The organism is Nocardia cyriacigeorgica, from assembly GCF_010868145.1.
Classification (GTDB): Bacteria; Actinomycetota; Actinomycetes; order Mycobacteriales; family Mycobacteriaceae; genus Nocardia; species Nocardia cyriacigeorgica_D.
Genome location: NZ_JAAGUY010000026.1, coordinates 20,154 through 35,384 on the forward strand (window position 1 = coordinate 20,154; position 15,231 = coordinate 35,384).

The window sequence follows — 15,231 nt, forward strand, 5'->3', positions numbered from 1 at the left end:
GTACGCCACGCCAGCCCATAGCTTCGCGATCCGCTCCGAGACCGGTAGAGTTTGCACGGTCGTACCATCAGCGCGAGTGGCGAAATTGGCAGACGCGCCAGATTTAGGTTCTGGTGTCCACGGACGTGGGGGTTCAAGTCCCCCCTCGCGCACAACCCGAGACCGGACCGTCCCGCAGGGCGGTCCGCAGGTTTCCGAGGCTACGCAGCCCATCACACCGACCAGCGGTTACGCATTCTCAGCGCTGGGAACCAGGCCTTCATCCGACTGCCGGTACACGCGTGGCTATCGCGCAGATTCCCGCCACAAGCCTTGCGATATCGGCGGCGCAGCTATCGAATTCGGTGTAGACCGCACTCGGTCCAGGCCACCGAGGAACTCGATCGCTACGACGACGTCCGGCACGGGGGCACCGATCCGAGGGCTCAGGCGGGTTGGCGATCGCCCAGCGCGGTGTTCTGGCGATCGCCGCTGACCCGGGCGACCAAGGCCGAGCGCAGGTACCACAGGCCTTCGGTCGGTGACAGGTCCAGGCCGGTGAGCCGGCCGATACGGCGCAGGCGATAGTCGACGGTGTTGGGGTGCACGTGCAGGATGCGGGCCGTGCGCTGGCGGTTGAGGTCCATGCTGAAGAACACGCGCAGGGTTTCCATCAGCTCGGGGTGATCATCGAGCGGCGCCAGGCGGGCGTGCAGGATGTCGCGGCCGATGCCGGGGCGGGTGAGCTGGTAGTGCAATGCCAGCTCGGCGAAGCGGTACAGACCGGGGCCGCGGCCGAGTTGGTGCACGGTGTCGAGCAGGTCGTGGGCACGGTCCGCGGCGGCGGCCACGTCATCCGCGGCCGCGGCGAGGATGGTGGCGCGAATCGGCACGAGCGCCGCCTCCGCCAGCGTGCGCACCATATCGTCGAGCTCGGATTCGGCGCAGGTAGTGGAGGGGACCAAGATGGTGCCGCCGTCGACCGACAGCAGCGATAACGCGGTATCACCGAACTGGTCGGCCAGCGCGGCCTGGACCCGGCGCAGCTTGCGGCGCGCGACGACGTGCGGATCCAGTCGTGGATGGCCCTCGTCGGGATGCGACGGCAGCGAGACCGCGAGCACGAAATATTCGGCGGCGATCTGAATACCGCACTCGCGCGCCATCTTCGAGGTCGCATGGCCGCCGAGCAGTGCGGAGGTGAGCGTGTGCACGGCGGTGTGATGTTCGGCGGCGCCGGCGCGGTGCTCGCGGACGTAGGCCTTGCTGACCGTCGAAGTGATCAGATTCAGCAATTCCAGTGCGGCGGTGGTGCCCTCGACGATGTCGTCGCTCCCGTTCGCATCGGTCCGCGCGAACAACAGGTCGAGGCCCGCCTTGAAACCCGCATGGACGGCGTGCAATACCGCGTCGATGGGGATGCCGTCCCTGGCCCATGTGGCCGCCGCGTCATTGAGCCGGTCGGCGGGGGCCGGCTCGTTGTCGCCGTTCATGCGCTGAATCGACCACTCAACACAGGCCCGGACCAATGCCGCCACCTCCCCTGCCATCACCTCCGCCCTGAACGTGGTGAACGGCGGAACCGAGCTGGCCAGGTGATCGACCAGCCTGCGGGACAACCGGCGGGCATCACGCACGGGCGGCGAGATCGGCCCACCAGGAGTCCGGCGGCCGGGGCGAATCGCATTCTCGATCGTCACGAGTGACCTCCCTGTCACCTGTACTACGCAACGAACACTAATGCGAGCACGCGCTCACCTTCCACTCCTCTTTACATCTCCTACTGATTGCCCCTGAACATGGCCTCTACCTTGCAATACAAGCGGTATGGCCAGAGAAAACGACAAGCCTGAACAGAGATACCTAGGCGACCGCTCACTTTTTGCTATCCACCCGAGCCGCCGGACCAACCTGCCGGATACCGACACCGGCCAGCCCGTTGAACCGCGTCTCGCCGAGTCCGCGGGCTGCCGCTTCGACCTCGAACCAGGCGCCGATCATGCGCGCGGTCATCGCGATCGCCTCCTGGCGCTCCTCGATGGTCACTTCGAGGGCCGATGCCCGCAGCACGGCAGCGAAACCGGTGTTGAGCACGACGAAGGTCATCAGGTCGTATTCGTGATCATCGCCAGGGCCGAGGACTTGGATCAACAACACCTTGACCAGTAGTCGCAGCCGCGGCTCGAATTCGGGAATTCCGCTGTTGTAGAACTGAACTCCGGCAACGAGGGCGCGCACCAGTTCCGCATTGGCGACGAGTTCCTCGGTGATCACCTCGAGCACGCCGACGGTCACATTCTCGATCGAATTCTCCGACAGATCGAATACCCGCTGGGTGAAGCGTCTTTCGATGTCTTCGAGCAGCCTCCCGAGCAGTTCCTCCACGATGACGGTTCGGTCGGAGAAATAACGGTAGACCGTGCCGATGCTCAGGCCGGCTTCGGTGGCGATCCTATTGGTCGAGGTGTTGGCGATGCCGCGTTCGCCGAACAAGCGCGCAGCGGTGTCCAGGATGTGTTCCCGCGTCGCCTTGGCACGCTCCTGGCTAGGACGTCGACGCTGACCAACTATCTTCGCGGGCATCGCACTCCCCTGCCGTTCTCGCCGAAAATGAGCACCGCTCACCTTAGCGGCTCAACCACTGCGCCGTGGCGAGTCCGATCTCGGTGACGGGCGGTTCGTCGTAGAGCCATTCGCGAGCGATGCGATGCCAATTGTTGGTCGACCCGAGCTGGCCGAGTGCGGCATAGGTGAACAGGTCGGCGCGGCGGGAGAACACATGCTCCGGCGGAAGGAGCTGATGACGCATCCCCTTGAACTCGGATGCCCGCGGGTCGACAGCGAGCACCACCGCCCCGGTGGCGAGTTCGGGGGTGATGGTGATCGGTTCGTCGAGCAGATGCCAACCCGCGGCAGCCCAGACGTATTCGAGGCATTCCCGCGGGCTGACGCCTGCGTCCGGGGCGATGATGCCGCGCCCGACCCAGGCGTCGTACAGGTCCTCGGCCCGCTGCTCACCGGCGAAGCGCATACACATGCGCTCGAAGTCGACGTGGACCGGATCCATCCGGTTGTAGAGACCGAAGTCCACGAAACCCACGCGCCCGTCGTCGGCGAGCAGGATATTGCCCGGATGCGGATCACCACAGAATTCGTGGTCGGCGAACAGCGAACTGACGTAGAAGCGGTAGATGAGCTCGCCGATCCGATCCCGTTCGGCCTCCGGCAGCTCCCGGATCTGCTGGAACTGCCTGCCTTCCACCAGTTCGGTCACCAGAACGTGGCGCGTACAGAGTTCTTCGACGCTGTCGGGGACCGTGATGAACGGATGATCACGGTAGCGCGCGGCCACCCGATGCTGGGTCCGCGCCTCGCGCGGATAGTCCAGTTCACGTTCGAGATTGCGGGTGATCTCGTCGAGGACGGCAGCATCGGCCGCGCTCGGCAGGATGGACTTCCACATTGTGCTGAAGAACTCGAGGTTGCGCATGTCAGCGGCAATGGCCTCGTCCACGCCGGGGTACTGCGCTTTGACCGCGACCGCGCGGCCGTCGTGCAATCTCGCCCGATAGACCTGACCGATGGACGCCGCAGCCACCGGCGTCTCGTCGAAGTCGGCGAAGGCTCTGGCCAACGGGCCGAGGTCGTCTTCGATGACCTTGCGCATCTGCGCGAAGGAAACCGCGGGTGCGTGATCGCGGAGTTCGGCGAGTTTGAGCCGGAACAGCTCGCGGTGCGATTCCGGCACCATCTCGATATCGAGCACCGACAGCATCTGGCCAAGCTTCATCGCCGCGCCCTTCATACTGCCGAGAACGGTGACGATCTGCTGTGCGGTTTGCAGGGCCGACCGTTCGGCGAGCACCTGCCGCGCCTGCTCGGTTCGGCCGACCATCGACAAGCGAGTACCGACACCGCGCACCGCTTGTCCCGCCGCCAACCGGCCGAGCCTGCTCCCCCGCGCGAAACGCCCCTTCGGCACGCGACCGGCCACCTTCTCCCACCTCCCTCGGCCGCGCGCCGTATGACGCGCGTCACGCCACTCTCGCGCGTCGCCCCGATCCTTGTCGACCATCCGGCGCGAATCTGTGCTCGATCACTGCGCCGCATCACGCCCGAGGTTGACATCCTTCACTCATGTAGCAACACTCGTTACCCAGTACTGGCGGTACTGCATATGTACCGGGTGGCGACGGGCAACGAAGCCCGAGGGAAGGGGCCTGATGACGGGCGAACTGAAGACCGACGACCGGGCACCGCAGCGGCGCCGCGTCGTCGGAAACGGTGATATCGACATCGCCGTCTTCGAGTACGGAAACCCGGAGGCGGAGCCGGTGGTGCTGGTGCACGGTTGGCCGGATACCCACCACCTGTGGGACGGGGTGATCCCGCTGCTGGCGCAGCGGTTCCACGTCATCGCCTACGACACCAGGGGCTACGGGGAATCCAGTGCGCCGAAGCAGGTGGCGCGGTACCGGCTAGAGGAGCTCGCCACCGATTTCTTCGCCGTCGTCGATGCCGTCAGCCCGGATCGGCCGGTGCACGTGATCGCCCACGACTGGGGATCGGTGCAGGTCTGGGAAGCGGTGTGCGAGCCGGACGCCGATCGACGGATCGCGTCGTTCACCTCGATCTCCGGACCCAACCTGGATCATCTCGCGCACTGGGTGCGTACCCGGCTGTCGAACCCGACGCCGCGCAACATGTGGGGCCCGCTCACCCAGCTGGTCTCCTCGGCCTACACCGGGTTCTTCATGGTGCCGGTGCTGTCGGATCTGGTGTGGCGCGCCTTCGGCCGGGCCCGGTCGTGGCGGCTGTTCCTCCGGGTGGTCGAGGGCATCCCCGGCGAGCGGGTGCACGTGGCCGATTCGCTGAACCGCGATATGGTCTCGGGCTTGAAGTTCTACCGCGCCAACATCATCGCGCGGATGACCCGGCCGCGCGAGCGCTACACGAAGGTGCCGGTTCAGCTGGTGGTCAATACCCGCGATGTCGCGGTACGGCCGGTGGGCTACGACGACACCGGTCGCTGGGCTGCGGATGTCGTGCGCCACGATGTGCCGTTCGGGCATTGGCTGCCGTTCAAGAATCCCGAACTCGTGGTCGAGCTCGGCGCGGCGTTCATCGACGACCACCGCACCCGATGACCAGCAAGGAGCATCCGCTGTCCGACTTCGACCTCGTCATCACCGACGGCACCTGGTTCGATGGCACCGGCGCCGCGCCGCTGCGCCGCGATCTTGGCATTCGCGACGGCATCGTCGAGCAGGTGTCGGCCGACCCACTACCGGTCGGCGCGAATACCGAAGTGATCGACGCCGGCGGCAAGTGGGTGATGCCCGGATTCATCGACGTGCACACCCACTACGACGCCGAAGTGCTGATCAAACCCGAGCTCTCGGAGTCGGTGCGGCACGGCGTCACCACCGTCGTCGTCGGTAATTGCTCGCTGTCGACGATCCTGGCCTCCAACTCCGACTGCGCAGATATCTTCAGCCGGGTCGAGGCGGTGCCGCGGGATGCCGTGCACGGTGTGCTCGAGCGCGAACGCACCTGGAGTGATCCGGCCGAGTACGCGAAGGCGCTCGACGCCTTGCCGCTCGGACCGAATGTCGCTGCTTTCCTGGGTCATTCGGACCTGCGCACGCATGTGCTCGGGCTGGACCGCGCCGTTACCAGGGACACCAAGCCCTCGCGCGCCGAACTCGACCGGATGCAGGCCTATCTCGACCAGGCCGTGGACGCGGGATTCCTCGGGATGTCGTCGATGTCGAACACACTCGACAAGATCGACGGCGATATCTACCGTTCACGTTCGCTGCCGTCGACCTATGCGCGCCGTGCAGAGATCCGGGCATTGAACAAGGTATTGCGCAGACGTGAGCGCATTCTGCAGAGCGCGCCGACAGTGAACTTCCGGCCCAATATCTGGAAGTTCTTCCTCGCCAGCTCGGGGTTGGCCGGGCGCAAGAAGCTCAAGACCTCGCTGTTGTCGGCGGCCGATTCGAAGGCCTATCCGCCACTGGTCTACTTCATGATGTACACCGCACCGCTGTTGAACCGGTTCGCGCGCACCGAATTCCGCTGGCAGCATCTGCCGGTACCGTTCACCGTCTACGCCGACGGCATCGATCTGGTGGTGTTCGAGGAATTCGGCGCTGGTGCTGCGGCACTGCATCTCGAGGACGAGGTCGAGCGCAACGAACTGCTGCGCGACGAGGATTACCGGCGCTGGTTCCGCAAGAACTACGACGACAAATTCTCGCCGCGGATCTGGCATCGCAACTTCTTCGACGCCGAAATCCTGGCCTGCCCGGACGAAAGGGTGGTCGGCAAGTCCATCGGGCAGGTCGGTGTGGATCGCGGAATCCATCCCGTGGACGCCTATCTGGACCTGGTCGTCGAATACGGAACCGAGCTGCGCTGGCGCACGACGGTGGCCAATCACCGCCCGAAGTACGCCGACAAACTGGCCGCCAATCCGGGCGTGCAGATGGGCTTCGGCGACGCAGGTGCGCACCTGCGCAATATGGCCTTCTACAACTACCACCTGCGGTTGCTGGAACGGGTCGCACGAGCCCAGACGACCGAGCGGCCGTTCCTTTCGATCGAGCACGCGGTGCACAGGCTGACCGGCGAACTCGCGCAGTGGTACGGCATCGATGCGGGCTTCCTGCGTCGCGGCGACCGGGCCGACCTGGTGATCGTCGATCCCGCCGGGCTCGACGAGTCGGTGCACGAGCTCCATGAACACCCGATGCCGGAGTTCGGGCTCGATCGGATGGTCAACCGCAATGACCGGGCCGTGCTGGCCACCGTCGTCAACGGCGTACCCGTCTTCCGGGACGGTGTCTTCGCCGAAGGGCTCGGAAAGAACTGGGGCACCGGGCAGTTCCTGCGCGCCGGGCAACAGTCCCGACGCACACCAGAATCCGCCGCCGCGCGCGCCTGAGACCGGATGGGACGACAGGGAATGAAACTTCGCAGGAAGACCGAGCAGTCGAGCGTCGATCCCGGCGCCGTGTCCTTGCAGGCACGCAATGTTCGTTTCGACTGGATCGATACCCCGCTGAACTGGATGCCGGACGAGCCGATCGCCTCACACGTGATGAACTCGCTGAATCTGCTGCTGCCCGAGGGTGAGCGGATGTTCTGCCAGACATTCAACGAGGCGCTATCGATGGTGCGCGACGAGAAAGTGCGCGAGGACATGATCGGGTTCATCGGCCAGGAGTCGATGCACGCCGAAACCCACAACGAGGTGCTCAACACGGTACTTGCGGGCCAGGGTATCGATGTCGAACCCTATGTGCGGCAGGCGGAATTCCTGTTCCGCAAGGCAGCCGGTCCGCGACCTGCACGGACCGAACACGCGCGGCGCCAGCATCTGATAGAGCGCCTGGCGATTATTGCGTGTCTCGAGCATTTCTTCGCCTTCCTCGGCGACTGGGTACTCAATGCCGATCTGGAAGGTAAGGACGCCGATCCCCGGATGGCGGACCTGTACCGGTGGCATGGGGCCGAAGAGGTCGAACACCGCCATGTCGCCCACGATGTCGCGGTGTATTTCGGCGCCGGATATCTGCGGCGAGCGATTCCGATGCTGCTGGTGTTTCCGCTGTTCATCGTGCTGGTAGCGCGCGGCACCAAGTTTCTCGTCACGGCCGATCCGAGCCTGCCGAACATGGGCTACTGGCGGCTGACGATGAAGCTGTTCGGTGCGATGTGGCGCGGTGCGCTACCGGGTGTGCCGTCGTTGCTGTGGAGCGCCCTGTCGACGTTCAACCCGCGCTATTCGCCGGAATCTGTGGGTTCGACCAGTCAGGCGGTGGCCTATCTGGCCACTTCACCCGCGGCCAGGGCAATCGCGTCGTGAACGCGCTGTACCCCGCACCGACCGAGGTACCGCCCGCGCTCTACGGCACACGTGATCGCGACATCCTGATGCGGACGATGGCGCGACTGGCGACACTCCGATTGGGCTGGGCCGGCCTGGTACATCGCCGCGAACGAGCGCTCGCCGCCGACGATCTGCGCACCCCACTGACGATCACCGAACGGCACTCGGTCGCCCACGACACCGACGTGGTCAGCCTGTCGCTGCGAGCAGCGGAGGGCGGCGATCTACCACGGTGGTTCCCCGGTGCGCACCTCGACCTCGAACTGCCCTCCGGTCGGGTCCGGCAGTACTCGCTGTGCGGCGACCCCGGTGATACCTCCAGCTACCGCATCGCGGTGCGCCGGATTCCCGGCGGCGGTGGTGGTTCGGTCGAGGTTCACCAGGATTTGTGCGTCGGTGACACGGTGTGGATACGTGGACCGCGCAACGCGTTTCCGTTCGTCGTGCCGGGCCACAGCGGATCACGATCGGTACGAGCGCATTTCGTGGCCGGAGGCATCGGGATCACGCCGATCCTTCCGATGGTGCGGATGGCGCAGCGACTGGGCGTGGAATGGACGATGGTGTACGCCGGGCGTAATCGTGACACCCTCCCGTTCCTCGCCGAGCTCACGGAATTCGGCGACCGCGTCACCGTGCGCACCGACGATGAGCACGGCCTGCCCACCGGTGCGGATCTGCTTCCCGGCGTGGGTCCCGGTACCGCGATCTTCTGCTGCGGCCCGGTCGCCATGACCGACACCGTCGCGGCCGCGGTCCGTGAGCTGCCCGATGTCGCGCTGCACTCCGAACGGTTCTCCACTCCCCCGATCGTCGACGGCAAGCCCTTCCAGATCGAGCTGGCCCGCACCGGCACGATCATCGACGTCCCCGCCGACCGCACCGCCCTCGAGACCGTCCTCGACACCCGGCCCGCCACCCCGTACTCCTGTCGTCAGGGCTTCTGCCGCACCTGCGTGGTCCGGGTACTCGGCGGCGCCCCCGACCACCGCGACACCGCTCTCACCGAGGCCGAACGTGCCGCGGGCGCCATGCTGCTGTGCATCTCCCGCTGCGACGGTGGCCGCCTGGTTCTCGACCTCTGAATCGAGCGAACCCTGTCCAGGCGTGCGCCCGAGTGGTTCACTTGGTAGACGCCGACCAGGTTCGGACGGTCGGTTTTCCGACTCGACTGCCAGGGAGGATCTGCTGATGCCTACTCGTGACGATGCCTGGCCGGAAGGAACGCCGTGCTGGGTGGACAGCCAGGTCGACGATATGGCTCGTGCTCGCCGGTTCTATGCCGATCTGTTCGGCTGGGAGATCACCGATATGCCGCAGGAGGCGGGCGGGTATCTCATCGCGCTGCGCAATGGCCGTCCGGCGGCGGGTATCGGCCCCAAACCCGCCGGGATGCCGATGCCATCGGTGTGGACCACCTATATCGCCGCCGACGACGCGGATGCCGTGGCCGCGCGCGTCGGCGCTGCCGGGGGTACGGTCGTGATGCCGCCGTTCGATGTGCTCGACGTGGGCCGCATGTTCATTGCCTCCGACCCGACCGGCGGCGTCTTCGGGGTGTGGCAGGCCAAGGCCCACCGCGGTGCGGGCGTGTACAACGAGCACGGCGCCTACTGCTGGAACGAACTGCACACCGGCGACTACCGTCGCGCACAGGAGTTCTACGCCTCGGTCTTCGACTGGAACTACACCGAAATCGGTGACGGCGAGAACTTCGTCTACTCGACCTTCGCCTCCGACGGAAACGACCGCCCGCTCGGCGGCATCAACGACGTGACGAAGATGCCCGGCGATAACAGCTCGTACTGGTTGGCGTGGTTCCAGGTGGACAACGCCGATACCGCACTCACCCGAGCGACCGAGCTCGGCGCGACCGTGATCAGCGGTCCGGGCGACAGTCCGTTCGGCCGTCAGGGTGTGGTGCGCGGGCCGCAGGGCGAGACGTTCGCCATCATCGATCCGACCAGCACCGTCGGCGAACCACCGACCGGGCAGTCGGGCTGACCACAGCGGCAGGCGCTCGAGGCGCATCGATTCGAGCGCCCCCCGGTGGTCGCCGGTCAGTCGCAGACCGCACCGAACGAGGCCGAACCGACCAGCTTCGAATACTTCGCCAGCACGCCACGGGTATAGCGGGGCGGCAACGGAGCCCATCCCGCGGCCCGGCGTTCCAGTTCTTCGGGCTCGATGAGCAGGTCGAGCGTGCCGGCCGCGACATCGAGCTGAATCCTGTCCCCGTCGCGGACGAACGCGATCGGGCCGCCGTCCACCGCCTCGGGCGCGACGTGACCGACACACAGCCCGGTGGTGCCACCGGAGAATCGGCCATCGGTCAGCAGCAGCACGTCCTTGCCAAGGCCGGCGCCTTTGATCGCCGCGGTGATCGCCAGCATTTCCCGCATGCCCGGCCCGCCCTTCGGACCCTCGTAGCGGATGACGACGACATCGCCCGCGGTGATCGTGCCGTCTTCGAGCGCATCCATCGCCGCCCGCTCCCGATCGAAAACTCGCGCGGTACCGAGGAAGACATCCGAATCGAAGCCCGCCGACTTGACCACGGCACCGCCGGGGGCCAGCGATCCGGCGAGGATCGTGATCCCACCGGTCGGATGAATCGGCTCCGACATCGCGCGGACCACCTTGCCGTCCGGGTCGGGCGGTGCGATCTCGGCCAGATTCTCGGCGACCGTGCGGCCGGTCACGGTCAGGCACTCACCGTGCAGCAGACCGGCGTCGAGCAGCGCTTTCATCATCACCGGCACTCCACCGATGCGGTCCACATCGGTCATCACGTGCTTGCCGAATGGTTTGACGTCGGCCAGATGCGGAACTCGGCGGCCGACCCGGGCGAAGTCGTCGAGGGTGAGATCGACATTCGCCTCGTGCGCGATCGCCAGCAGGTGCAGTACCGCATTGGTCGAGCCGCCGAACGCCATCACGACAGCGATCGCGTTCTCGAAGGCTTCTTTGGTGAGGATGTCGGAGGTGGTGATTCCGCGCCGGATCAACTCGACGACAGCCTGGCCGCTACGGCGGGCATAACCGTCCCGGCGGCGGTCGGCCGCGGGTGGTGCCGCACTGCCCGGCAGCGACATCCCGAGCGCTTCGGCGGCGCTGGCCATGGTGTTCGCGGTGTACATGCCGCCGCATGCACCCTCACCGGGGCAGATCGCCCGCTCGATGGCGTCGACATCTTCCCGGCTCATCAACCCGCGCGAACAGGCGCCGACCGCCTCGAACGCATCGATGATCGTCACTTCGCGTTCGCTGCCGTCCGACAACTTCGCGATTCCGGGCAGGATCGAGCCCGCGTAGAGGAAGACGCTCGCCAGGTTCAGTCTGGCCGCCGCCATCATCATGCCGGGCAGCGATTTATCGCAGCCCGCGAGCAGGACCGAGCCGTCGAGACGCTCTGCCTGCATGACCGTCTCGACGCTGTCGGCGATCACCTCCCGCGAGACCAGGGAGAAATGCATCCCTTCGTGTCCCATGGAGATGCCGTCCGAAACCGAGATGGTGCCGAACTGCATCGGGTACCCGCCGGCGGCGAAGACGCCGTCCTTACATCCCTGGGCGAGCCGATCCAGCGAGAGATTGCACGGGGTGATCTCGTTCCACGACGAGGCCACTCCGATCTGCGCCTTCTCGAAATCGTCGTCGCCCATACCGACCGCGCGCAGCATCCCGCGCGCGGCGGTCTTCTCCAGGCCATCGGTGACATCACGGCTGCGGGGTTTCATATCCGGGTTCTCAGGAAGGTCGGCCACGATCCTCATCATGCTCGCCTCGCGCCGGTTCCCGCAGCCATCCACGCCGATGTCACGATGTCGGCTCCGGCGACTCAGGAGGCGCTTCCGGTCGACGGGAACATGATGACGGGCCACATGTAGTACCCGCCGTAGCTCGGGTAGCCGTAACCGCCGTAACCGTAGCTCGGGTATCCGTAGCCGTAACCGCCGTAACCGCCATAGCCGTAGCCGCCGTACCCGTAGCCATAGCCGTACACGGCGTCGGCCGAGGCATCCGGCGCCGCCTGCTCGACGATTTCGATGGGCTCGAGCACGAGCGGCTCGGCGACGGCGGGGGCGACGACAGCCGCGGCGGGGGCAAGGGCGATCGCGGCGATGGCGGCCGCGCGGGCGACGCCACGGCGGGTGCGTGCGAGGACGGTGGTTCGGTTCATCGGAACTCCTTGTTCAGATTGCACCGCCGCATTCGTTCGACGATGCCCTGGCCGCGGTCCGTCTGGAGTCTCGGACTCGCGTTGCTGATCGACGTTTAATGTACCGTTAAACAACGGCACGTTCAATAGGTTTCACACTACTCCCAGCAGCCCTCGCATCCGGGTGCTGCGCACCTCGTATCTGTGGCAGACTCGGCCCGATCACCCGGACCGGCCGATCGGCGACCGGAGACGGAAGGTGATGCGGGAGTTGGGATCGCGATGGATCTGAGCGCCGTCGAGCGCCGGGTGGCCACGGATCGTCGTGCGGCCATGGATCGTTCGGCCGAATCCGAATTGCAGTTGGCGACATCGCTGTGCGAGCTGGCCACGGCCCTCGCCGCGACCAAAGGCGAGCCCTCCGCACGCGACCGTTCCGCCGCAGCCCTCGAGCCCGCGCAAGAGGCGGTACTGATCCGCCTGCGCTGGCTCACCAATGGCCATGTCTCCGCGCAGTTCGCCGCCAAGGTTCAAGACGCGCTGCGCATCCTGGAACAGGCCGCACGCGGCATCGGGCACCGGGAACTGGCCACCGCCACCATTCGCGATGCGTGCAACGCCTACCGCCAGGTGGCGTCCACCCACCCCAACGCTGCGGGCGTTTGCGCCGACGGACTGTCCAAATGCGGTGTGTGGCTGTGCCGTCTCGACCCTGGCGCGGCAGTCGCGGCCACCGAAGAGGCGGTGCGGATCCGAGCCGGACTCTTCGCGGCCGATCCCGATCAAGCCAGCAAGTACCTGGCCAGCTTGAACACCCTGCTGCGCACGCTGATGGTCGGCAGGCAGCGCAAACAGGCCGTCGCGATGTATCGCGAACGGTACGCCGCGCTCACCTCCCCCGCGATGACCGCGACCATGCGCGAGACCAAGATCGGCGAGATCGGTTTCACCAGCAAAACACTCGGCGCGCTGACCAAGCTGGATTGCCCGACCCTGGAGCGCGCCGGTCGGCTCACCCAGCAGCAGATCCTCTATCAGAGCGCGGGCGATCTCTCCACGATCGAGGAGATCAACTGGAATCTGGCATTGGTCGGCCTGAAGCCACTCGCGGCCGGCGCACTGCCCGATCCGCCGTCCAAACCGGTGGATATCGCGACGTCGTTCGGCGCGCTGGCGGTGCGCTGTTCGTCGGCGGATGCCCTCGCGCAGATCCGCGCCGCGGTCATCGCCGCCTACGCGACCGATGATGCGCACCCCGTCGATATCTCCGCCTTCCACGGCGTGGACCGCACCCACTGGAGCACACCGGATCCCGAACTGAACACCGCGGCCGAGCTCGGCGACGATCTGGTGCTGATCGAACGACTGTCGGGCAGCTGGGTCGCGGTACAGAGCCTGAACTGGGAGATCGCGCCGGTCGGCAGGCATCCGCTGGCGCTACGGCTGTCCGCACGCTGGCCGGTGGTCAGCGTGACGACGGTCGAGCGGCTGTCGTATGAATTGTGCTGGTACGACCAGGGTGCGCCGACCCAGTACGCCGCGCTCGGCCGCCCCGCCGAACCGACTCCGCTGGATACTCCACTGGCGCCGTTGAACTTCGGCGTGCTGGCCGATTACGGCGCCGATTACGCTTCGGAGACGCAGGTCCGCGCGGCGTTCGGCAATACACCCATGTTCGCGAAGCTGACCCAGCTGCCTGCCAGCGGCATCCGTCAGGCCGTCGAGTCGCGTCCGCTCACCGATTACGGCGATCACGCGCTCTCGTTCCGTGGTGGAGCGGGACGGAAGTCGTAGCGTCAGAACAGGGTCATCGGCTCGGCCGAGATCGGTTCCGGCAACCGGTCGAGCTCCGGGATCAGCGCGCGCACGTCGTCGTGGAATCGGCGCGCCAATTCGGGCGCGGCAGCATTGTCGGGGGTGTGCAGGAACACCGTGGGCGACCTGCCCTCCCGCAGCCACTCGGCGACGGTATGGACCCACGGCTGCCAGCCAGCCACTGTCAGCTCGGTGGCATCGCGGCCGTGATAGCGCATGATCGGGTATTCGGTGAGGGCCAGCATGCGGCGCGGGAGCCGCGGCTTCTTTCCCCACGCCTCACGCTCACCGTCGCTGGTCGGGGCGGCATCGAAAAGCGTTGTGGTGTCGAACGGTACCCATTCGGCGTCGACGCGCGCGAGCACCCGCTCCAGCTGGCGCGCAGGAGTTCCGTCAGTGAAGAACCCGCCGTGGCGCACCTCGACCGCCACCCGATACCCCTGCGGCACACCGCGCAGGAAGCCGGCGAGCATACCCAGATCGTTGGGTCCGAACGATCCGGGTAGTTGGATCCACAGTGCATGGTTGCGCGGGCCGAGCGGTTCGATCGCGTCGAGGAAGGCACCCAACTCGGCGTCGGCGCCGTGCAGACGGCGGTCATGGGTGATGGTGCGCGGCAGTTTGACCACGAACCGGAAATCGGGGTCGGTCTGCGCGGCCCAGGCCGTGACGGTGGACCTGGACGGGGTCGCGTAGAAGGTGGTGTTGCCCTCGACCGCATTGCACCAGGTGGCATATGACCGCAACCGCTCCGTCGCAGGCAGATGACGCTGCTGCCACTGCGGATGCGTCCACATCGCACATCCCACATGAAGCCGCATGCTCCGACGCTAGCGCACCCGCCCGACAGGGTGTAATCGGTACATGTAATATCCCTTTCATGCGCATGGGCGAAGGCGTCGAATGGGGCATCCACTGTTGCCTCACCATCGCTTGGCTCGAGGATCGAGGACCGATCTCCACAGCCAGGCTGGCGCAGTGGTTCGATCTGCCACAGCAGTATCTGAAGAAGCGGCTTCAAGCCCTTGTGCGCGCCGAGATCCTGACCTCGATACCCGGTGCGCGCGGAGGATTCGAACTGGCGCGACGGCCGGCGCGAATCACCCTGATGGATGTGGTGACCGCGATCGAAGGGCCCGACGAGGCATTTCGCTGCACCGAGATCCGCCGCGACGGCGTCGGCACCACCGCACCGTCCACCCGTTTCGCCAAACCGTGCGGCGTCTCCACCGCGATGCGCAAGGCTGACCTGGCCTGGCGGCGTGAACTCGCCGCGCAGACCATCGCCGACCTGATGGCGCAGACGCCCGACTCGACCGTCGAATGGACCCGGCGGACCTATGCGCAGCTGACCGTCTGACTTATCCACCACCGC

General features: G+C 66.3%; 13 protein-coding genes and 1 tRNA gene. 8 read left to right on the forward strand and 6 right to left on the reverse strand.

Going from position 1 to position 15,231, the window contains the following annotated elements:
• Nucleotides 1-70: 70 nt before the first annotated feature.
• A tRNA-Leu gene (locus tag GV792_RS23565) sits at nt 71-152 on the forward strand.
• Nucleotides 153-425: 273 nt separating this feature from the next.
• Here GV792_RS23565 and GV792_RS23570 read toward each other — a convergent pair.
• The 3 genes from GV792_RS23570 to GV792_RS23580 all read right to left on the reverse strand — a co-directional run bounded on the left by GV792_RS23570 (nt 426) and on the right by GV792_RS23580 (nt 3,973).
• Complete coding sequence (locus GV792_RS23570; RefSeq protein WP_309139149.1) at nt 426-1,679, reverse strand: PucR family transcriptional regulator; 1,254 nt, start codon at nt 1,677-1,679, stop codon at nt 426-428.
• 175 nt (nt 1,680-1,854) lie between these two features.
• On the reverse strand, nt 1,855-2,562 hold the full coding sequence (locus GV792_RS23575; RefSeq protein WP_163826480.1) for a TetR/AcrR family transcriptional regulator: 708 nt from the start codon (nt 2,560-2,562) through the stop codon (nt 1,855-1,857).
• Nucleotides 2,563-2,605: 43 nt separating this feature from the next.
• Nucleotides 2,606-3,973 carry an ABC1 kinase family protein gene (locus GV792_RS23580; RefSeq protein WP_163826561.1) on the reverse strand — a complete coding sequence of 456 codons (1,368 nt, stop codon included), beginning with the start codon at nt 3,971-3,973 and terminating at the stop codon, nt 2,606-2,608.
• Between the two features lie 229 nt (nt 3,974-4,202).
• Here GV792_RS23580 and GV792_RS23585 point away from each other — a divergent pair, with 229 nt between their 5' ends.
• The 5 genes from GV792_RS23585 (at nt 4,203) to GV792_RS23605 (ending at nt 9,883) form a co-directional block, all read left to right on the forward strand.
• Nucleotides 4,203-5,126 carry an alpha/beta fold hydrolase gene (locus GV792_RS23585; RefSeq protein ID WP_163826481.1) on the forward strand — a complete coding sequence of 308 codons (924 nt, stop codon included), beginning with the start codon at nt 4,203-4,205 and terminating at the stop codon, nt 5,124-5,126.
• 17 nt (nt 5,127-5,143) lie between these two features.
• On the forward strand, nt 5,144-6,931 hold the full coding sequence (locus GV792_RS23590) for an N-acyl-D-amino-acid deacylase family protein (protein ID WP_163826563.1): 1,788 nt from the start codon (nt 5,144-5,146) through the stop codon (nt 6,929-6,931).
• A gap of 21 nt (nt 6,932-6,952) precedes the next feature.
• The gene (locus GV792_RS23595) at nt 6,953-7,855 is read left to right on the forward strand and encodes a metal-dependent hydrolase (protein WP_163826482.1); all 903 of its coding nucleotides are present in this window, start codon (nt 6,953-6,955) and stop codon (nt 7,853-7,855) included.
• Entirely contained in the window at nt 7,852-8,964 is a 1,113-nt protein-coding gene (locus tag GV792_RS23600) for a PDR/VanB family oxidoreductase (RefSeq protein ID WP_309139150.1), read from the forward strand. The genes GV792_RS23595 and GV792_RS23600 overlap by 4 nt, the downstream gene beginning before the upstream one ends.
• A 106-nt stretch (nt 8,965-9,070) precedes the next feature.
• Nucleotides 9,071-9,883, forward strand: coding sequence for a VOC family protein (locus tag GV792_RS23605; protein WP_163826483.1), 813 nt, complete (start codon nt 9,071-9,073; stop codon nt 9,881-9,883).
• A 56-nt stretch (nt 9,884-9,939) separates the two neighbouring features.
• Here GV792_RS23605 and ilvD read toward each other — a convergent pair whose 3' ends face one another.
• On the reverse strand, nt 9,940-11,619 hold the full coding sequence (gene ilvD / locus GV792_RS23610) for a dihydroxy-acid dehydratase (RefSeq protein ID WP_256673876.1): 1,680 nt from the start codon (nt 11,617-11,619) through the stop codon (nt 9,940-9,942).
• A 101-nt stretch (nt 11,620-11,720) separates the two neighbouring features.
• Entirely contained in the window at nt 11,721-12,062 is a 342-nt protein-coding gene (locus tag GV792_RS29135) for a hypothetical protein (protein ID WP_175583101.1), read from the reverse strand.
• Nucleotides 12,063-12,323: 261 nt separating this feature from the next.
• On the opposite strand from GV792_RS29135, the gene GV792_RS23620 reads away from it, so the two are divergent.
• The gene (locus tag GV792_RS23620; protein WP_163826484.1) at nt 12,324-13,835 is read left to right on the forward strand and encodes a hypothetical protein; all 1,512 of its coding nucleotides are present in this window, start codon (nt 12,324-12,326) and stop codon (nt 13,833-13,835) included.
• 2 nt (nt 13,836-13,837) lie between these two features.
• Here the strand turns inward: GV792_RS23620 and GV792_RS23625 are convergent, their stop codons facing one another.
• The gene (locus GV792_RS23625) at nt 13,838-14,677 is read right to left on the reverse strand and encodes a DUF72 domain-containing protein (protein ID WP_163826485.1); all 840 of its coding nucleotides are present in this window, start codon (nt 14,675-14,677) and stop codon (nt 13,838-13,840) included.
• A gap of 59 nt (nt 14,678-14,736) precedes the next feature.
• Here GV792_RS23625 and GV792_RS23630 point away from each other — a divergent pair, with 59 nt between their 5' ends.
• A complete protein-coding gene (locus tag GV792_RS23630) occupies nt 14,737-15,216 on the forward strand; it encodes an RrF2 family transcriptional regulator (protein WP_163826486.1) in 480 nt (159 codons plus the stop codon).
• Nucleotides 15,217-15,231 lie beyond the last annotated feature (15 nt).

Bases quoted from the DNA above. Each gene is read 5' to 3' on its own strand.
- GV792_RS23630 (WP_163826486.1), top strand. From the start codon at position 14,737: ATGCGCATGGGCGAAGGCGTCGAATGGGGCATCCACTGTTGCCTCACC.
- GV792_RS23585 (WP_163826481.1), top strand. From the start codon at position 4,203: ATGACGGGCGAACTGAAGACCGACGACCGGGCACCGCAGCGGCGCCGC.
- ilvD (WP_256673876.1), bottom strand. From the start codon at position 11,619: ATGAAACCCCGCAGCCGTGATGTCACCGATGGCCTGGAGAAGACCGCC.
- GV792_RS29135 (WP_175583101.1), bottom strand. From the start codon at position 12,062: ATGAACCGAACCACCGTCCTCGCACGCACCCGCCGTGGCGTCGCCCGC.
- GV792_RS23605 (WP_163826483.1), top strand. From the start codon at position 9,071: ATGCCTACTCGTGACGATGCCTGGCCGGAAGGAACGCCGTGCTGGGTG.
- GV792_RS23595 (WP_163826482.1), top strand. From the start codon at position 6,953: ATGAAACTTCGCAGGAAGACCGAGCAGTCGAGCGTCGATCCCGGCGCC.
- GV792_RS23625 (WP_163826485.1), bottom strand. From the start codon at position 14,677: ATGCGGCTTCATGTGGGATGTGCGATGTGGACGCATCCGCAGTGGCAG.
- GV792_RS23575 (WP_163826480.1), bottom strand. From the start codon at position 2,562: ATGCCCGCGAAGATAGTTGGTCAGCGTCGACGTCCTAGCCAGGAGCGT.
- GV792_RS23620 (WP_163826484.1), top strand. From the start codon at position 12,324: ATGGATCTGAGCGCCGTCGAGCGCCGGGTGGCCACGGATCGTCGTGCG.